The sequence below is a fragment of the Bacteroides sp. D20 genome (genome assembly GCF_003436255.1).
GTDB lineage: Bacteria > Bacteroidota > Bacteroidia > Bacteroidales > Bacteroidaceae > Bacteroides > Bacteroides uniformis.
In genome coordinates, this window is the sequence record NZ_QSOO01000018.1 from 23,386 (window position 1) to 41,462 (window position 18,077).

Annotated in this window: 19 protein-coding genes and 1 tRNA gene; 12 read left to right on the plus strand and 8 right to left on the minus strand. The window is 44.9% G+C overall.

The window, feature by feature from the left end:
* Positions 1-9: 9 nt before the first annotated feature.
* The 12 genes from DXD78_RS16790 to DXD78_RS16845 all read left to right on the plus strand — a co-directional run bounded on the left by DXD78_RS16790 (position 10) and on the right by DXD78_RS16845 (position 12,381).
* A complete protein-coding gene (locus tag DXD78_RS16790; RefSeq protein WP_034531223.1) occupies positions 10-345 on the plus strand; it encodes a DUF4133 domain-containing protein in 336 nt (111 codons plus the stop codon).
* Positions 342-2,855 (plus strand): TraG family conjugative transposon ATPase, encoded by a 2,514-nt coding sequence (locus DXD78_RS16795; RefSeq protein WP_117652880.1) that lies wholly within the window; start codon positions 342-344, stop codon positions 2,853-2,855. Before DXD78_RS16790 ends, DXD78_RS16795 begins: the two co-directional genes overlap by 4 nt.
* Before the next feature lie 11 nt (positions 2,856-2,866).
* The gene (locus tag DXD78_RS16800; RefSeq protein ID WP_100263226.1) at positions 2,867-3,493 is read left to right on the plus strand and encodes a DUF4141 domain-containing protein; all 627 of its coding nucleotides are present in this window, start codon (positions 2,867-2,869) and stop codon (positions 3,491-3,493) included.
* Between the two features lie 19 nt (positions 3,494-3,512).
* Complete coding sequence (gene traJ, locus DXD78_RS16805; RefSeq protein WP_117652881.1) at positions 3,513-4,508, plus strand: conjugative transposon protein TraJ; 996 nt, start codon at positions 3,513-3,515, stop codon at positions 4,506-4,508.
* Positions 4,509-4,528: 20 nt separating this feature from the next.
* Positions 4,529-5,152: a conjugative transposon protein TraK gene (traK, locus tag DXD78_RS16810; RefSeq protein ID WP_004309966.1), complete on the plus strand. Its 624-nt coding sequence runs from the start codon at positions 4,529-4,531 to the stop codon at positions 5,150-5,152.
* A 4-nt stretch (positions 5,153-5,156) separates the two neighbouring features.
* Positions 5,157-5,453, plus strand: a complete 297-nt coding sequence (locus DXD78_RS16815) for a TraL conjugative transposon family protein (protein WP_117652882.1) — start codon at positions 5,157-5,159, stop codon at positions 5,451-5,453.
* Entirely contained in the window at positions 5,431-6,756 is a 1,326-nt protein-coding gene (traM, locus tag DXD78_RS16820; protein WP_117652883.1) for a conjugative transposon protein TraM, read from the plus strand. The genes DXD78_RS16815 and traM overlap by 23 nt, the downstream gene beginning before the upstream one ends.
* Before the next feature lie 34 nt (positions 6,757-6,790).
* Positions 6,791-7,726, plus strand: a complete 936-nt coding sequence (gene traN, locus DXD78_RS16825) for a conjugative transposon protein TraN (protein ID WP_117652884.1) — start codon at positions 6,791-6,793, stop codon at positions 7,724-7,726.
* A 3-nt stretch (positions 7,727-7,729) separates the two neighbouring features.
* On the plus strand, positions 7,730-8,314 hold the full coding sequence (locus DXD78_RS16830; RefSeq protein WP_117652885.1) for a conjugal transfer protein TraO: 585 nt from the start codon (positions 7,730-7,732) through the stop codon (positions 8,312-8,314).
* Between the two features lie 13 nt (positions 8,315-8,327).
* The gene (locus DXD78_RS16835) at positions 8,328-8,768 is read left to right on the plus strand and encodes a DUF3872 domain-containing protein (RefSeq protein WP_117652886.1); all 441 of its coding nucleotides are present in this window, start codon (positions 8,328-8,330) and stop codon (positions 8,766-8,768) included.
* Between the two features lie 110 nt (positions 8,769-8,878).
* Positions 8,879-10,597: an ATP-dependent endonuclease gene (locus DXD78_RS16840; RefSeq protein ID WP_117652887.1), complete on the plus strand. Its 1,719-nt coding sequence runs from the start codon at positions 8,879-8,881 to the stop codon at positions 10,595-10,597.
* Positions 10,597-12,381: a UvrD-helicase domain-containing protein gene (locus DXD78_RS16845; protein ID WP_158560249.1), complete on the plus strand. Its 1,785-nt coding sequence runs from the start codon at positions 10,597-10,599 to the stop codon at positions 12,379-12,381. The genes DXD78_RS16840 and DXD78_RS16845 overlap by 1 nt, the downstream gene beginning before the upstream one ends.
* 157 nt (positions 12,382-12,538) lie before the next feature.
* Here DXD78_RS16845 and DXD78_RS16850 read toward each other — a convergent pair whose 3' ends face one another.
* From DXD78_RS16850 to DXD78_RS16895, 8 genes are all read right to left on the minus strand, one after another.
* Entirely contained in the window at positions 12,539-13,021 is a 483-nt protein-coding gene (locus DXD78_RS16850) for a hypothetical protein (protein WP_117652889.1), read from the minus strand.
* A gap of 15 nt (positions 13,022-13,036) precedes the next feature.
* Positions 13,037-13,255 carry a DUF3873 domain-containing protein gene (locus DXD78_RS16855; RefSeq protein WP_117652890.1) on the minus strand — a complete coding sequence of 73 codons (219 nt, stop codon included), beginning with the start codon at positions 13,253-13,255 and terminating at the stop codon, positions 13,037-13,039.
* A 20-nt stretch (positions 13,256-13,275) separates the two neighbouring features.
* Entirely contained in the window at positions 13,276-13,488 is a 213-nt protein-coding gene (locus tag DXD78_RS16860) for a hypothetical protein (RefSeq protein WP_117652891.1), read from the minus strand.
* Positions 13,489-13,544: 56 nt separating this feature from the next.
* On the minus strand, positions 13,545-14,078 hold the full coding sequence (locus DXD78_RS16865) for an antirestriction protein ArdA (protein ID WP_117652892.1): 534 nt from the start codon (positions 14,076-14,078) through the stop codon (positions 13,545-13,547).
* Positions 14,079-14,715: 637 nt separating this feature from the next.
* Complete coding sequence (locus tag DXD78_RS16880) at positions 14,716-15,288, minus strand: hypothetical protein (protein ID WP_117652903.1); 573 nt, start codon at positions 15,286-15,288, stop codon at positions 14,716-14,718.
* A gap of 119 nt (positions 15,289-15,407) precedes the next feature.
* On the minus strand, positions 15,408-15,938 hold the full coding sequence (locus DXD78_RS16885; protein WP_117652894.1) for an ORF6N domain-containing protein: 531 nt from the start codon (positions 15,936-15,938) through the stop codon (positions 15,408-15,410).
* 84 nt (positions 15,939-16,022) lie between these two features.
* On the minus strand, positions 16,023-17,258 hold the full coding sequence (locus DXD78_RS16890) for a site-specific integrase (RefSeq protein WP_117652895.1): 1,236 nt from the start codon (positions 17,256-17,258) through the stop codon (positions 16,023-16,025).
* Between the two features lie 272 nt (positions 17,259-17,530).
* A tRNA-Ser gene (locus DXD78_RS16895) sits at positions 17,531-17,615 on the minus strand.
* Positions 17,616-18,077: the final 462 nt, after the last annotated feature.

Consider the following 18,077-nt stretch of genomic DNA (forward strand, 5'->3'; position numbering starts at 1 on the left):
CCAGCGGCTATGTCTGAATATCCGGTAAACAGGGGTATCGGGAAGCCGGTGGAGTTCAAGGGGTTGAAAAGCCAGTACCTCTTTATCTTTTGCGGCGGCTTGCTTGCCGTCTTCGTGGTGTTCATCGTCCTGTTCATGGCAGGCGTGAACCAGTGGATATGTATCGGTTTCATCGTGTCGGCTTCGCTGCTGCTCGTGTGGCAGACGTTCCGGCTCAACGCACGGTACGGCACGCACGGGCTGATGAAAGCAGCCGCACGCAAAAGACACCCACGCTTCATTATCAGCCGAAAGGCGATACCCCGGCTGTTCAACTACAAAAGAAGAAAGGAAGAAAGAACATGAGGAATACATTAAAGGCTACCACGCTGGAAAGGAAATTTCCACTTTTGGCGGTGGAGAACGGCTGCATCATTTCAAAGGATGCGGACATAACGGTGGCTTTCAGGGTGGAACTGCCCGAACTGTTCACCGTCACCAGTGCCGAGTACGAAGCCATACATTCGGCGTGGTACAAGGCAATCAAGGTGCTGCCCGACTACTCCATAGTACACAAGCAGGACTTCTTCATCAAAGAGAACTACCAGCCCGACACGGAAAGGGACGAACTTAGTTTTTTAAGCCGCTCCTTTGAACGGCACTTCAATGAACGCCCGTTCCTGAACCATTACTGTTACCTGTTCCTGACGAAAACGACAAGGGAGAGAAGCCGCCGACAGAGCGACTTCTCCACCCTCTGCCGGGGCAGGATTCTCCCTCGGGAGATAGCCGACAAGGAAGCGGCGGCAAAGTTCATCGAAGCGGTCGGGCAGTTTGAAAGGATTATGAACGACAGCGGCTTTGTCACGCTTACCCGGCTGGCGGCATCGGAAATCACCGGGCAGGACGGAAAGGCGGGCATCATCGAGAAATACTTCTCGCTCTCGCAAACCGACACTACTTGCCTGAAAGACATCGGGCTGTACCCGGAAGAAATGCGTGTCGGGGACGACATACTGTGCCTGCACACGCTCTCGGACGTGGAAGATTTGCCCGGAAAGGTCGGGACGGACTGCCGATTTGAGAAGCTGTCCACTGACCGGAGCGACTGCCGACTGTCATTCGCCGCCCCGGTGGGCGTGCTGTTGTCGTGTAACCACGTCTATAACCAGTTCATCTTCATAGACGACCACGCCGAAAACCTGAAGAACTTCGAGCAGACCGCCCGGAATATGCAATCGCTCTCCCGCTATTCTCGTGCCAACCAAGTGAACAAGGAGTGGATAGACGAGTACCTGAACGAAGCCCACAGCAAGGGGCTTATCTCGGTGCGCTGCCACTGCAACGTCATGGCATGGAGTGACGACAGGGACGAACTCAAACGCATACGCAACGATGTGGGAAGCCAGCTTGCACTAATGGAGTGCAAGCCACGCCACAACACCACCGACACGCCCACGCTCTTTTGGGCGGGCATACCCGGCAACGAAGCCGACTTCCCCGCAGAGGAAAGTTTCTACACGTTCTTGGGGCAGGCTCTCTGCCTGTTCGTGGAAGAAACGAACTACAAGAGTTCGCTTTCCCCGTTCGGCATTAAAATGGTGGACAGGGTAAGCGGTCGCCCGCTGCACATCGACATATCGGATTTGCCCATGAAGAAAGGCATCACCACAAACCGCAACAAGTTCATACTTGGGCCGAGTGGTAGCGGGAAGTCTTTCTTCACCAACCACATGGTGCGCCAGTATTACGAGCAGGGGGCGCACGTGCTGCTGGTAGATACGGGTAACAGTTACTTGGGGCTGTCCCAGCTTATCCACAACCGCACGCACGGCGAGGACGGGATTTATTTCACCTATACCAACGAGAACCCGATAGCGTTCAACCCGTTCTATGTCGAAGACGGGGTATTTGACATAGAGAAGAAAGAGAGTATCAAGACGCTTATCCTTACTTTATGGAAGCGGGACGATGAAGCCCCGAAGCGGTCGGAAGAAGTGGCGTTGTCCAATGCGGTAAGTGCCTATATCGAACGTATCACGGGCGACAGGTCGGTAACGCCCTGTTTCAACACGTTCTACGAGTTTGTCCGGGATGATTACCGCCGACAGCTTGAACAGAAGAACGTCAGGGAAAAGGATTTTGACATCGACAACTTCCTGAACGTGCTTGAACCGTACTATCGTGGTGGTGAGTACGACTACCTGCTGAACTCCGACAAGGAGCTGGATTTGCTGCATAAACGCTTCATAGTCTTTGAGTTGGATAACATCAAAGACCACAAGATTTTGTTCCCGATAACGACTATCATTATTATGGAAGCCTTTATAAACAAGATGCGCAAGTTAAAGGGGATAAGGAAGTTAATACTAATCGAGGAAGCGTGGAAAGCGATTGCGTCAGCGAACATGGCGGACTACATAAAATATTTGTACAAAACTGTCCGAAAGTATTTTGGGGAAGCGATTGTGGTAACGCAGGAAGTGGAAGATATTATTTCCTCGCCCATAGTGAAAGAGAGTATCATCAATAACTCGGACTGCAAGATTTTGTTAGACCAGCGAAAATATCTCAACAAGTTTGACAGCATACAAAACCTGCTCGGACTGACCGACAAGGAGCGTTCGCAGATATTGTCTATCAACATGGCGAACCACCCCGGACGGAAGTACAAGGAAGTTTTCTTCTCGCTGGGCGGCACGCAGTCGGCGGTGTACGCCACAGAAGTTTCGTTGGACGAATACTACACGTACACTACAGAGGAAAGCGAGAAAATGGAACTGTTCGCCCTCGCCGAGAAGCTGGGCGGCAACCTTGAACTGGCTATCAAGCGGCTTGCGGAAAGCAAACGCAATCCCCAATCATCAACAACTTAAAAATTAGGAACATGAAGAAAACAATTCTCCTTATGGCGGTGTGCCTTTGCTTCATCGGCAACGCATCCGCACAGTGGGTGGTGTCAGACCCCGGCAACTTGGCACAGGGTATCATCAACACCACTAAGCAGATAGTGCAGACTTCCACCACAGCCAAGAACACGCTGGACGGCTTCATGGAAGCGCAGAAGATTTTCCAGCAGGGTAAAAAATATTACGATGCGCTCAAAGCGGTGCATGACGTGGTTAAGGGCGGTGTCAAGGTGAAGAAGTCCATTGAACTGGTGGCGGAAATATCCGAAATCTACGTGCGCAACTTCCAAAGTATGCTGGCAGACCCGAATTTCACGCCTGACGAACTGTCGGCAATATCGTTCGGCTATGCCAAACTGATGTCGGAAAGCTCGGACGTGTTGCAGGACTTGAAGAATGTAGTGAACATCACGGGTATGTCGCTGACGGATGCCGAACGGCTGGCAATCATCGACAACGCTTATCGAAGCCTGCTCAACTACCGCAACCTCGTGAACTACTACACCCGCAAGAACATATCCGTGTCCTACCTGCGGGCAAAGAAGAAGAACGACACCGACCGGGTGCTGGCTCTCTACGGCTCGGCGGATGAACGCTACTGGTAACATATAAATCGGTATGCCTATGTTATTAGCAGCGGTGGATTTTGACAACCTGCACCAAGTGTTGCGGGTGCTTTACGATGAAATGATGCCCTTGTGCAGCAACATGACGGGGGTAGCGAAAGGTATTGCCGGGCTGGGTGCGCTGTTCTATGTAGCCGCCAAAGTGTGGCAGTCGCTCGCACGTGCCGAACCCATAGACGTGTACCCGCTCCTGCGTCCCTTTGCGCTGGGGCTGTGCATCATGTTCTTTCCCACGTTCGTGCTGGGGACTATCAACACGGTGCTGTCGCCAGTGGTGAAAGGGTGCTACCAGCTTATGGAAACGCAGACTTTCGACATGAACGAGTACCGGGCGCAAAAAGACCGACTGGAATATGAAGCCCTGATGCGAAGCCCCGAAACGGCTTACCTCGCATCGGACGAGGAATTTGACAGACAACTGGAAGAACTGGGCTGGTCGCCCTCCGACATGGTGACTGTGACGGGTATGTACATGGACAGGGCGGCGTACAATATAAAGAAGTCCGTCCGGGACTGGTTCAGGGAACTGTTGGAAATGCTCTTTCAGGCGGCGGGGCTGATTATAGACACGCTGCGCACGTTCTTCCTGATTGTGCTTTCGATACTGGGTCCGCTGGCGTTTGCGATTTCCGTCTATGACGGTTTCCAAAGCACGCTGACCCAGTGGATTTCACGCTATATCTCCATTTACCTGTGGTTGCCCGTGTCCGACTTGTTCAGCAGCGTGCTGGCACGCATACAAACGCTGATGCTCCAAAAGGACATTCAGGAACTTTCAGACCCGAATTTCATCCCGGACGGGAGCAGCACCGTGTATGTAATCTTTATGATTATCGGTATCGTGGGCTACTTCACCATTCCTACGGTGGCAAGCTGGATTGTCTCGGCTGGCGGCACGTCTGCCTATAACCGCAACGTGGCACGGGCTGGGTCAATCGCCGGGGCTGCGGTCGGTGCGGCAAGCGGGAAAGTAACCGGGAAACTACTCAAATAACCAACATCAAAATTTAGTATATGGAATTTAAATCATTAACGAACATCGAAACGAGTTTCCGGCAAATCCGGCTCTTTGCGCTGGTATTCATCTGCCTGTGCGCACTGGTGACGGGCTTTGCCGTGTGGAACTCGTACAGCTTCGCCGAAAAGCAGCGGCAGAAGATTTACGTCCTCGACAACGGCAAAAGCCTGATGCTGGCACTCTCGCAGGACATGGCACAGAACAGACCCGTGGAAGCCAAATCGCACGTGCGGCGTTTCCACGAGCTTTTCTTCACGCTCTCGCCCGACAAGGGGGCTATCGAAAGCAACATCAAACGCTCGCTGTTCCTCGCCGACAAGACCGCTTTCAACTATTACAAGGACTTGGCGGAAAAGGGCTACTACAACCGGGTGATTTCCGGAAACGTCACGCAGACGGTGGAGATTGACAGCGTGAAATGCGACTTCGACCAGTACCCCTACAAGGTGAACACGTATGCCCGCCAGTTGATTGTCCGGGAAAGCAGCCTGACGGTGCGAAGCCTTGTGACCTCGTGCCGCCTGCTCAACGCCACACGGAGCGACAACAACCCGCACGGCTTCATCATCGAAGCGTTCACCATTACCGAGAACAAGGATTTGCAAACCGTTAAAAGATAGCCGTATGGAAAGGAAACGAAACTATATCGAAAAGGTGCAGGACTGGGCGGACGACCGCCTGCGCCGAATGTGCGGACGGATTACGCCGGGCAAAAGGCTGGCGGTTATCCTCGTGATGTTCTTCTTTTTCGGCGGCTTGTCTATCTACATCACCGTTTCATCAATCTACAATATCGGGAAACGGGACGGCAGGCGGCTGCAAATAGAACATATCAAACAACTGCCATTGCAGGGCAATGACACAATCAACAGTATCAACCCCTTAAACAGACCGGAATATGGAAGAAGTACAGAAGAATGAGAACGGCACGACCGTACCGCAGGCGGACGGGAAGCCGAAAAAGGAAGATAAACCCAAACGGGAACTTACCCCGCAGCAGGTGCAGCAGCGCAGGAAAATGATAGTCTTCCCGCTGATGTTCCTTGCCTTTGCCGGGTGTATGTACCTGATATTCGCCCCCTCCGGCAAAGAGGACGTGAACATGGAGAGCGTGGGCGGCTTCAATGCCGACATCCCCCTCCCCGCAGAGGACGGGATTATAGCCGACAAGCAAAAGGCTTACGAACAAGCGATGCTGAACCGCAAACAGCAGGACAAGATACAATCCTTGCAGGACTTCGGTTTCACGGGGGACGATGAAACGGAAGAACCGCAAGCGGAAATCGACCTGATGCCGGAAGAAGATGTGCAGCCCCAAAGGGGCGGCGGTGCTTCTTATTCGGCAAACGCTTACCGGGACATCAACCGCCAGTTAAGCACGTTCTACGAAACCCCGGCGGTGGACGAGGAAAAAGAGGACTTGAAGCGGCAGGTGGAGGAACTGACTGACAGACTGCAACAGCAGCAGAACGCCACGCCTACCACTGACGACCAAATGGCACTCTTGGAAAAGTCCTACGAGCTGGCGGCAAAGTACATGAATGACGGCGGGCAGTACGGACAAACGGCACAAGTGCCTGTTGCCGGGACTGTCGCCCAAAAGCCGCAAGCCCAGCCCGTGCAGGCAATCCGGGAAACAACCGTATCGGGATTACAGCAGCCCATGAGCGATGCCGACTTCATCCGGGCTTACAGCCAGCCACGAAACTACGGCTTCAACACGGCGGTAGGCACGGGCTACGCTATGGGCAGGAACACGATAGCCGCCTGCATCCACCAAGACCAAACGCTGACGGACGGGCAGGCGGTGAAACTACGGCTGCTTGAACCCATGCAGGCGGGGAACATAGTCGTACCGAAGAATACCCTTGTGGCGGGTACGGCAAAGGTGCAGGGCGAACGGCTCGACATACTGGTGTCTTCGATTGAGTACGCTGGCAACATCATCCCGGTGGAGCTTGCCGTGTTCGACACGGACGGGCAAAAGGGATTATCTGTGCCGTCCTCTATGGAGCAGGAAGCGTTCAATGAGGCTATGGCGAATATCGGCAGCGGGCTGGGTACAAGCATTTCCTTTGCACGGAGTGCCGGGCAGCAGGTGGCTATGGACATGACAAGGGGATTGCTGCAAGGAACGTCCGGCTACCTCGCCAAGAAGTTCCGAACCGTGAAAGTAAAGCTGAAAGCCGGGTACAAGGTGATGCTTTACGCCAAACAGCAATAATCATTTGACAAACCACTAAAATTTCCAATTAACAATGAAACAGATTTTTGTAATGTGCGCCCTCCTGCTGGGCGTGTGTGCGGCAAACGCACAGGAAACCGACACGGTGAAGTATGCGGCAGGCAACGACTTGTACCGGGGTATCACCCGAAAGCTGCCTTACCGACAAATGGTAACGCCCTACGGCGTGGAAGTGACTTTCGCCAAGACGGTGCATATCATTTTCCCCTCCGCCGTCCACTATGTAGATTTGGGGAGCAACCACATCATAGCGGGCAAGGCTGACGGTGCGGAAAACGTAATCAGGGTGAAAGCCACGACAGAGGGCTTTCCGGGAGAAACGAACTTCTCCGTCATCTGTGAGGACGGTAGCTTCTATTCATTCAACGCCAAGTATGCCCGTGAGCCGGAAATGCTCAACATCGAAATGAAGGACTTCTTGGAAAATGAAGATACGTCCGACTTTTCGCATACCCGCATGAACATCTATTTCCGGGAACTGGGAAATGAAAGCCCGCTGCTGGTAAAACTGATAATGCAGAGCATTTACAAGAACAATGACCGTAAAGTGCGACACTTGGGCAGCAAGCGTTTCGGCATACAGTTCTTAATCAAGGGGATTTACACCTATAACGGGATGCTTTACGTGCATACGCAGACGAAGAACAGTTCCAACGTGCCTTTCGATACGGACTTCATCAAGTTTAAGATTGTCGATAAGAAAGTGCCCAAACGCACGGCTATTCAGGAAACGGTACTGGATGCGGTACGCAGCTACAACGAGGTGATAGAGATTGCCGGGAAAAGCAACGTCCGAACGGTGTACGCCCTGCCGAAGTTCACCATCCCGGACGACAAGCTGCTGCTGGTGGAGCTTTACGAGAAGAACGGCGGTCGGCATCAGACCATACGGGTGGAGAATGCCGACATCGTGAACGCCGAAGTGATAAACGAACTGAAAATAAAGTAGGGAATGAAGAAACACATCTTTTTTATAATGACACTCTTTGCGCTGTGCCTGAATTTGAACCAGGCACACGCGCAAAGATACCTTCCGGGCATGAAAGCCTTGCAGGTAACGGCGGGCATGGCGGACGGGGTACATTGGAACTCCGACACGGATTTTGCCTGCCATTTCGGGGCGGCATACAGCGTCTATACCAAGAACGCCAACCGCTGGGTGATTGGCGGGGAATACCTGCATAAGAAGTATGACTACAAAGATATGCAGATACCTGTCGAACAGTTCACCGCAGAGGGCGGCTATTACCTGAAATTCCTATCGGACAGGCGTAAGACCTTTTTCCTGTCGCTGGGACTGTCGGCACTCGCCGGGTATGAAGTGAGCAACCGAAGCGAAAAGCTGTTGCCGGACGGCTCTACTTTGCTGGATAAGGACTGCTTCGTTTACGGCGGGGCTTTAACGCTGGAACTGGAAGCCTACCTGACCGACCGGGTGGCTCTGCTACTGAACGCAAGGGAACGGGCGTTGTTCGGCTCGGACATAGGCAAGTTCCACACGCAGGTATCTGTGGGACTGAAATTCATTATCAACTGACCGCTATATAATAATGTATATGAAGAATGTAATGTATAAAATCATCATGGGCTGCTACATCGTGGCCGCCCTCGTGCTTGTCACTGCCTGTAATGACAACTTGGATATTCAGCAGGCATACCCGTTCAGCATCGAAACGCTGCCAGTACCCAAAAGGCTGAAAGTCGGGGAAACCGCCGAAATACGCTGCCAACTGGTGCGTGGCGGCTATTACCAGCCGACTACCTATCAAATCAGGTACTTCCAGCCGGACGGCAAAGGGAAGCTGGAAATGGATAACGGCACGGTGTTCCTGCCCAATGACCTATACCCGCTGGAGAAAGAAACGTTCAGGCTCTACTACACCTCGGCATCGACAGACCAGCAGACGATTGACATTTACGTGATTGACAGCTTCGGACAGGTGCAGCAACTTTCGTTTAGTTTCAATAATGACAGCAGCGAAGAAGAATAAATCTTTTGGAATTAGTATGTTGATAAACACCCAGTGTTTTATTGCTGGGTGTTTATTTTGTGATTACCTTTGTTCCTTGTAAATAGCTTATAAAAAAATAACAGCACATTATGAGAATAAAGGATATTTCCGTTGAAAATTATCGAAATTTAAATTCTGCAACAATTACATTTGACGAATCGTGCAATTTTATTGTTGGAGAAAATAATTTAGGGAAATCAAATATATTAAACCTGTTAAATATCATTTTCACACGAAGAGGATTTGTTTATGATGATTTTAATGATGCAAATTTACCAATAACAGTTAATATACGAATAAAACTCACAAATGATGAAATAGGGCATTTTGAAGACTTGTTTGATATAGATGATTACACCTATATCAATATTATCTGTAAACAAGTATCACCTGATGATAATATGGAATTTTATCATTTAGAAACAGAAACATACATATCTCCAACCCTTATTAAATGCTTAAACTTTATATACTATGATTCTTTGAGAAATCCCATTTCTGAAATTAATTTTGACAGCAGTAAAGGCGTAGGGCGTTTTTTATCAAGAATGATTAAGGATTACGTATCGAATAAAGATATAAATACTAATAATTTAGTTGATATTGAATTTACAAATGATTTACTAACTAATGTAAATACTAAATTAGAAAAAATAAAATCTTTTAAAGATCACACAATTAAAGCTGTTTTGGAGGGGGATATTTCATTGTTATTCCCAAAGTTAATCTCTTTACAAGATGCCAGAGGAGGGGCATTGTCAAAATGTGGATATGGAATTCAATTTTTATTACTAGTTACTTTATCTATTTTGAATAAACTTCAAGCAATTTCCGACCAACGTGGAGAAACAGGAGTATTTGTTAATGAGGATACAGGAGAAAGGTCTATTTCTGTTGTATTAGGACTTGACGAGCCAGAGATACATTTACATCCTTATATGCAACGTTCTCTTATTAAATATCTCAATAAAGTTATCAATAATGAAGATTCTGACTTGAAATTATTAATAAAAGAATTATTTGGAATTGATAAATTGGATGGTCAAATCATCATCGCAACACATTCACCAAGTATTATTCTTAATGATTTTAAGCAGATTATTCGACTTTATAAAAAAGGAACAAGCACTAAAATAGTTTCAGGAACAAATCTATCTCTCGGCGAACAACTTGAAAAACATCTTTTACTTCATTTTCCTTTTATCAAAGAAGCATTCTTTGCTCGCTGTGCTATTTTTGTCGAAGGGGATTCTGAATATGGAAGTTTTCCCTTGTTTGCCAAAAAATGTGACATAGATTTAGATGATTGCGGAATATGTGTCATTCAAGCAGGTGGAGATTCCGTTCTACAACTGATACAGTTAGCAGAAAAATTTGGTATACCTTGTATTGGGATTAGAGATAGTGATGGAGATAATACCCCGACAAGTATTCCTAATTTATGGAAAACAACAGAACGGGATTTTGAGGCTGAATTAATGAAATTGATTGATATAGGAAGAGAGGAAGTATTATGCGATATACTTTGTGAATATGATTCGGAAAAGCAAGAGCGAATTCTGAATGCACAAGCATTAAATAAACGAGCGTATAAAAAATATGGCTATTTAACAGCACCTATCAGTACAGACCTCAAATTATCAGATATAGACAAAACAAATATCACAAACCTAAAAGCCTATTATTCTACATGGTTTGGAATCAATAAGTCTCAACCATTGGGACTTTTAATAGGAATGAAACTATCTAAAAGCGAAATCCCTCAAATATATGTCAATCTAATTGAACATGCTAAAAGTTTATGCTGATGTATCAAAACGAAATAGAAATTATAAAATCTCGGATTGAGAACAAACACCAAGGGGATGAAAAACAATTAGAAATTATTTTTTCTCCCAACAAACGATTATTAGTTGAAGCACCTGCTGGCTATGGTAAAACACATACAATGGTAAGCCGGATAGCCTATTTAATATCTATCGGCAAGCTACCTGTTCCAAAAAAACTTTTAGCATTAACTTTTAGCGTAAATGCTGCATATAAAATTAAAAAAGATGTAAGTAAGAATATTCCGGAACTATTGCAGGATTTAGGCAAGCAAATTAATATTAAAGAAAAAATATATGTATCTAATTATCATGGTTTCTGTCGAAGCATTTTAAAAAAATACGGTCATAGACTACATCCTGCATTGTCGAATTTAGATACTCTACAATCCGTTGATGATAGCCGAAGTGATAGTATAATGCGAATATTTAATAATATTTCAATAGATGAAGCGAATGTTTTATCAGAATTCAACGCCGGAGTTAAAAACATAAAAGGAAAGTATTTAAAAGAAAATATTGATAAATATAATTCTATTGTCATCTCCAAACTATTAATAAAGAATGCCATTCCATATAATGCAATTATTACTTTAACAATTAAATTGTTTAAAGAACAATTTGGAATATTAGAATTTTACCGAAATTATTATACATCAATTCTCGTAGATGAATTTCAAGATACCAATCTACTAAGTTATTGGCTATTGAATTTCTTAATTACAGATAAAACAAATATATTGCTATTAGGAGATTCGTTACAGCGAATTTATGGATTTATAGGAGCCGTACCCAATTTACTTTCACATGCACAAAATACATTCAATTTACAGCTTATTTCATTGGAGAAGAATTATCGTTTTGCATCCAATGAGAATATGCTTCAATTGGATAAAATAATACGGCAAAATGCTATTACTCCTTTTGATAATCCTAATAACTTAAAATCTAAGGTGGAATTTAATATCTATGATAACCAAGAAGAAGAAGCTTTACAAGTTGTAATTAAGTCACAAAAAATATTACAAAACGATTCCTTTGCTAAAGTTGCCATACTTGCAAAGCAAAGAGGACCTAATATTGAGCATATTATAAAAACTTTCAATCACAATAAGATACCATTCTTTTATGGATTATTTACAGATGAAGACGCTGAATATATAATATTCAACAGAAAATGTCTGTATGAATTTATTGAATTACTAAAATCAAATTCAAAGATTACTAAAAAGATAGGGAAAAAACATATTGATAAAATACGAGAAATATATATTAACAATGATTCCGTACTTGTTAAAGCTCTTTTAGAATTACTCGAAATTTTTTGGGTTCGGCTTTTTGTCGATTATTCGTTTTTATCTAATGAAGATAAAATTAATCTAATTAAAGATACCTTTGAACATAATGGTATAAAACAATATATGGAATTCTTAAATACGTCTATAATAATCTCTACGGTACATGCAGCAAAAGGTTTAGAATGGGATTATGTAATACTTCCTGATATGGAAAAAGATTCATTTCCTAACTGGTATGGATTATGCGGTAAATGTAAAAATGGGAATGACTGTAATTTTGTGATGACTAAAGATATAGAAAAATCATTCTTTGAGGAATTAAGTGTATTTTATGTAGCAGTTACTCGGGCTAAAAAGCAAGTTTTTTTTACGGCAAGTCATAAACAACTCACCAATAGGGGCATTTTTGAAAAAAATTATAGTTGTTTTATGAAATTGCCAGGTATTGAATATATACAAACAGTATAGAGAGACAGAAAGTATTATTGGCTAATCAACAGCTAGTCAGAAGGCATTGGTTGCTAATAATTTTTTGGGGAATATAGGCGGGCTTCTTTGTTACTTTCTTCACCCGCTGGCAGGCTCACGGAAGAAAGTAACGGCGGCAAACAGCCGCCGTTCTCTATCAACTGGTTTTAAGGCTTTTTATGGACGTGTATTTTTCTAACCACACCTTTACCTGTTCCATATTGTATTCGCCCGTAATGATTGCCGTATGGTCGTTTATGGCTACAAACCGGACACTTTCATAACTGTTTACCCAGCCTTGCAGGGAACAGACACCCCACGTTTCCACATCTTCAAAAACACTGCGGTCTATCCGGCTGATTGGCTCGCTGAAAACTACCGTCATTATTTGAAAGTCCGGTTTATCCACCAGCAGGTGCAAATGATGCAGCGTGCCGAACTCGTCAATTTTGCGCCCCCACGCCCACACATCATTATACAAATCATCGCCCCACTGGTGCGGGTGGTCGAAACGGACTTTGACCGCTGCCGAATGTTCGCTGTCCTCTATATCCTCGATAACGCCCGTTACCATTAAACCCGTAAAAATACACTCGCAACGCTTGCCGATAAGCTCCTTGTTTACTTCTGTCGTTTTCATATCCCTAAATTTTACTTATTTATTACTCCGTTCTTTTTTCGCTATCCACTCGTCACGCCTACGGCGGCACTCGTCCAGCGTTTTGGCTACCGTGCTGAATAGTTCGCCGTCCGTGTGGCGGTAGTCATATTGAAAATAAGCCTGTCCCCTGAAAGCCCCTAAACAGCATTTCACGAACTTTTCTTCTCCCGGTGTTTGGGTGATGCTTACCCCGTTTTTGTTAAGTGACTGCATGATGTTCTATTTTTTTATGGTTATAATATCAGTAAGAAAAGCAACGACAGGAAAAGCAGAGCCACGCCCAGCGCATAAACGGCTGAAAGGCAGACACGGAGCAGGAAACAGGTGACACGAAATACGATATACGCCGTTATCGCCGTGCCCGCTCCGGCTACGCTGGTGAACCGCCATGCAAGGCAGAGCAGCAACGCCCGCCAAAGGATTTTATAAATGCTTTTCCGTTTCATCGCTTGGTTGTTTTTAGCGGGCAGGGCTTTGACACCCCGCCCGGATTGGTATTTGGTTATGCCGCACGAAACACAAAACCGTCATCAAACCAGTAATCGCACATAAACAGGTCACGGGCGAACTTTTCATAATCGAAATAGGTCTTTGCGAACTCCGGCAGGTCGTAACATTCTTCTATGATTTCATAGGCGAAATCTTCTTCATCGTCATATTGACCCCGATACTCGTCCCGGAAATCACGTATAAGGTCGTCCGCATCTTCCTCGCTCAAATCATGGCTTTTGTAGTTGCACCACACGAAAAAGGCTTCCTGTTCGGTGTCGTCCAAATCCTCCACCGCATCACGCAAGGAAAAGAAGTTTTCAGAAATCCAGCTTTCGGAAATCAGGGCTTCCGGGATATTCTCGTAATCCTGAAACATATATTCCGCATCTTCCTCGTCCTTGTGAAGTTCCCGGCAGGCTTCGTAAAATTCTTCCTTGTCCGAATAGTCCGAAAGGTCAAGCCATGCGCCGGACAATGAACCGTTGTTATACTTGCCGTAAGTGCCTACATAAACTTTTGCTTCCGATAATACCTTTGCTTCCATATTGCTGTAATTTTTAAGTTTTTGATTTTATGCGGATTTGAGAGGTGAGGGAGTTGAAGTTTCACTGAACTTTTTTCCTGTTTCCCGTAAATCCGACTTTTTTTTTATGCGTCTTCCGGTCGGGTCGGTCGTTTTCGTTTCACATAGGCTCAAAAGGGTAGTGTTTAGAGTTTGCAAGGTTTTGGACAAAAAATACCTCGCAAGGCAGGGAAGATTTTTTCGCCAAACCGGAACGGCTCGACCTTGCAAAATCGTGAAGAACACGTAACTACCTTTGCCTATTGAAATGATAAAAACGACTGTCCCGGTTGGGGGACTGCGTAAGAGGAAGATTTACAGATAAGGAAACTGGGGAAAAGTGCCTGTTCTCTTTCGTCTTTTAGGGAACACTCCATGCGGGCGGGAAAGGCAAGGGTATGGCAAGTTTACCTTGCGGTACGCTTGTGCAGGTTTCCAACGGCTCTTTTCACGGAATACAGTCAGCCATGCCACGCACGGTTGGCGTTTCGGGGAATGTGCCAGTTCGAAAAGGATATAAAAATGCGGGTAGTCGGTGGACTGCCCGCAAGGTGATAGAATACACTTTGGTAGAATATAGCTTTTTAGAATGTTATATAGATAAAATCCATTATACAGATTACCTGTCTTTTAAGAATTTAAATAAATTATTTAGATTGATACCAATACCTCCCACATTGGGTTCAAGAATTAATGTATCATTGAGAATTTTACCAGCACCACCTTTTAATTCTTTCTTTACTTTGAAATCCTGAATAGCCTTCTTTTCTTTAATATCTTGAAAAATCTTTTCAAGAAGAACTACAACATCTTGAGGTCGCTGACAGATTTTGCGTATTTCTAAAAACACAAATTTATCTTTGGGAATATTCTTTCCTTTTAGTTGCTTATTATTTCCGTCTATAAAGTATTTCGGATGAAGGGTAGTTATCATTAATGCTGGTAATAAATCTAATGGGTCTATGCCATTTATAGACTCCCAAGACATTAATTCCGAATAAAAATGACTACCTGCCATTCCCTGTATAACCACAGAATTATTATTAGCTGCAAATTCTGCTATTTTATCAAAATTTTCTCTTAAAGTGTTACCTATAGGTTCATCCCAATTATAATAATCCAAAATGTACAAATAATAATTTTTAGAAACGCTATCAGGTATTTCTGCTAATGTATGAATTTTCAATCCCATATTGTTACTTGCTTTTAGAGTACAAAGATATGCTTTATTTATCAATAGCTTACTTGCATTTAAGATTATCTTCGAAATCACTAAATTATTATGTGTCATTTCGTTACCGAAATCGTTACCTATTTGTTACCTGAACGGTCATAGGTAACGAAACCTATCGGACGGCGTTCTTTTTGCTGCTGCGACTGGCTTAGAAGCTGGGTAAGGGCTTGGTACAGTTCGTTGAACTGCGCATCGGTGCTTACCTCCAGTTCCTCGATTCGCTTTAATAGTTCCTCGTAGCCGATTACCATTTGGCGCATGAGGACAAAAGCCCGCATGATTGAAATGTTCACCTCTATGGCTATTTTGGAACGGAGAACCGAAGAAAGCATGGCTACGCCCTGTTCGGTGAAAGCCATAGGCATGGCTACACCGAAGTTATAATCAGGAGGTATCACATTTTGTGATACCCCTATGGACAACAATAAGTTAGCTTCCTCTTTGGTGAGAACAAACATAAAATCACTGGGAAAACGCTCGATATTGCGCTTGACCGCCTGCTTCAAGGCTCGTGTTTCCACTTGGTAGAGTTCTGCCAAATGATAATCGAGCATCACTCGGCAACCTCTGACTTCAAAAATTTTGTTTTGGATAATCTGTAAGTCCATAATCGTATATTTTAGGAGATTTAGTAATGTTGGAATAATAGTAAGGACTGGTCACAATTTGTGACCAGTTCCCAACAATCAAGATTACATAGCGACTTCCTTGTAAATCTTCTCGATGCCGATAAACTTCTTGTCAAGCCCCTGCATGTCACTACCTATCTTGCTGTTAGTGATGCGGGCATAGATTTGGGTCGTTTCAATGTTCGTGTGTCCCAACATTTTAGACACCGTTTCAATGGGTACGCCCTTTGACAGCGTGGTAGTCGTTGCGAACGTGTGGCGAGCAAGGTGAAATGTCAAGTTCTTTTTAATACCGCATACATCGGCAATCTCTTTCAAGTAGGCGTTTAGCTTCTGATTGCTGATTACGGGAAGTATCTTACCATTCGGTAACTTGCCCTTGTACTTCTTCAAAATCATCTTGGGAATATCCAGCAGAGGAACATTAACATCCGTATTCGTCTTTTGCCGCTTTGTCATTATCCAAAGGTTGCCGTCAAAGGATTTGCGAATGTTGTCTTGCGTAAGCCCGGCTACATCTATATAGGCAAGCCCGGTGAAGCAGGCAAAGATGAACAAGTCCCTGACGTGTTCCAACCGCTCGGAAACCATTTTCTTTTTGAGGATGATTTTAATCTCGTCCTCTGTCAGATACCCCCTGTCCACTTTCTCCAGCCGGATTTTGTAACTGGCGAAAGGGTCGTTCACCAGTATGCCGTTGTTGCGGGCAATGATGATGATACGCTTGAAGAACTGCATGAACTTGGCGGTAGTGTTGTAGCCGCACTTGCAGGCTGTACGCAAATACAACTCAAAATCGGTAATGAACATAGGGGTAATCTCCTTAATAGATATGTCCGATACGTTGTACTTGCTTTGGATAAATTCGGCAAGGTGGCGGCGGGTGACTTCATACTTTCGGTAGGTCGCTATCGTCTTGGATATGCCGACCAACTGCTTCACATCGTCATTGTGCTTTTGGAACAGGGTAAGGATTGTTTCGTGGCTCTCGCTATGACCTAAAAACTCGTTCTTCACTTTCTCGGCGGTCACGTAATTGTCACGCCGTTGCATTTCGTGGTAAATGGTGTTCAAGGATGCGTTTATATCATCCAGCATACGGTTTATGCGGCTGGCTTCCGAAGTACGTCCGGTAGCCTTGCCCATTTTGCCGTCCCAAATAGAGGGCAACACGTCCAGCTTGGTGTTAAAACGGCTTGCCACGCCGTCCACTGTGATACGGGCGAAAAGGGGGTACGCACCGTTGGCTTTCTGCTTGTCTTTCTTTGCGTAAAAGCAAATGTTGAATGTCGATTTCATAACTCACTTTTTAAGTTGCAAAACTATTGTAATTCTCTAAAAATGAGTTCCATGCAGACAAGCCAAATAGCGACAAGACTTCGCCAATTTCGGACAATCTGTACCCCCTTTCCGTTTTTGTTTGTCGGGGGTACGAGTTAGGTTACGAACTTTGTCTTTTAGGGGCGAAAAGGTGTACTTTAAGACAGACACAAGGGAATAAAAAAGTCCCACAAATCATTGAATTTGTGAGACTTGTCTGCTTACTGTCCGGTATTGTCCGGTTAGTTCAGCGGAGAGACAGGGATTCGAACCCCGGGTGCCTCGCAGCACAACGGTTTTCAAGACCGCCGCAATCGACCACTCTGCCACCTCTCCAAAACTTCTTTTTCAGAAGTGCTTTTCTTTTAAAGCGGTGCAAAGATACAAATCATTTTTTATTCTACAAACTTTTCTGCACAAAAACAGAGCAATTATACCAAAATTCTTGTTTATACCCACTACGGAACGAACATAACGGCATTTAGGCTATTTGTTGAAATTTATCAAGGGCAAGACAGAGTTTTATAACTTACTGGCTATCAGTATATTTACAAAGAGCCACATTCAGTATACGATTGAACCCTATTCAGTATACGACTGAATGGCATTCACTATACGACTGAATTAGGTTCAGAATACGACTGTTCCTTAAACCTACATCATTTGTAAATAATGCAGATTATTATTCGGTTCTTGTTTCAATTCATAAACCACATATAAAGAAAGTATTAACATCTCTACTCCCCCGGACATTCACTACCTAATAATAGTTATTTTATGCTGTTCAACATAAAAAGA

Bases quoted from the DNA above. Each gene is read 5' to 3' on its own strand.
- DXD78_RS16860 (WP_117652891.1), bottom strand. From the start codon at position 13,488: ATGAAACGGAAAAGCATTTATAAAATCCTTTGGCGGGCGTTGCTGCTC.
- traJ (WP_117652881.1), top strand. From the start codon at position 3,513: ATGTTATTAGCAGCGGTGGATTTTGACAACCTGCACCAAGTGTTGCGG.
- DXD78_RS16850 (WP_117652889.1), bottom strand. From the start codon at position 13,021: ATGAAAACGACAGAAGTAAACAAGGAGCTTATCGGCAAGCGTTGCGAG.
- DXD78_RS16835 (WP_117652886.1), top strand. From the start codon at position 8,328: ATGTATATGAAGAATGTAATGTATAAAATCATCATGGGCTGCTACATC.
- DXD78_RS16880 (WP_117652903.1), bottom strand. From the start codon at position 15,288: ATGGGATTGAAAATTCATACATTAGCAGAAATACCTGATAGCGTTTCT.
- DXD78_RS16830 (WP_117652885.1), top strand. From the start codon at position 7,730: ATGAAGAAACACATCTTTTTTATAATGACACTCTTTGCGCTGTGCCTG.
- DXD78_RS16885 (WP_117652894.1), bottom strand. From the start codon at position 15,938: ATGGACTTACAGATTATCCAAAACAAAATTTTTGAAGTCAGAGGTTGC.
- DXD78_RS16790 (WP_034531223.1), top strand. From the start codon at position 10: ATGTCTGAATATCCGGTAAACAGGGGTATCGGGAAGCCGGTGGAGTTC.
- DXD78_RS16795 (WP_117652880.1), top strand. From the start codon at position 342: ATGAGGAATACATTAAAGGCTACCACGCTGGAAAGGAAATTTCCACTT.
- DXD78_RS16845 (WP_158560249.1), top strand. From the start codon at position 10,597: ATGTATCAAAACGAAATAGAAATTATAAAATCTCGGATTGAGAACAAA.
- traK (WP_004309966.1), top strand. From the start codon at position 4,529: ATGGAATTTAAATCATTAACGAACATCGAAACGAGTTTCCGGCAAATC.
- DXD78_RS16890 (WP_117652895.1), bottom strand. From the start codon at position 17,258: ATGAAATCGACATTCAACATTTGCTTTTACGCAAAGAAAGACAAGCAG.
- DXD78_RS16840 (WP_117652887.1), top strand. From the start codon at position 8,879: ATGAGAATAAAGGATATTTCCGTTGAAAATTATCGAAATTTAAATTCT.
- traM (WP_117652883.1), top strand. From the start codon at position 5,431: ATGGAAGAAGTACAGAAGAATGAGAACGGCACGACCGTACCGCAGGCG.
- DXD78_RS16815 (WP_117652882.1), top strand. From the start codon at position 5,157: ATGGAAAGGAAACGAAACTATATCGAAAAGGTGCAGGACTGGGCGGAC.
- traN (WP_117652884.1), top strand. From the start codon at position 6,791: ATGAAACAGATTTTTGTAATGTGCGCCCTCCTGCTGGGCGTGTGTGCG.
- DXD78_RS16865 (WP_117652892.1), bottom strand. From the start codon at position 14,078: ATGGAAGCAAAGGTATTATCGGAAGCAAAAGTTTATGTAGGCACTTAC.
- DXD78_RS16800 (WP_100263226.1), top strand. From the start codon at position 2,867: ATGAAGAAAACAATTCTCCTTATGGCGGTGTGCCTTTGCTTCATCGGC.
- DXD78_RS16855 (WP_117652890.1), bottom strand. From the start codon at position 13,255: ATGCAGTCACTTAACAAAAACGGGGTAAGCATCACCCAAACACCGGGA.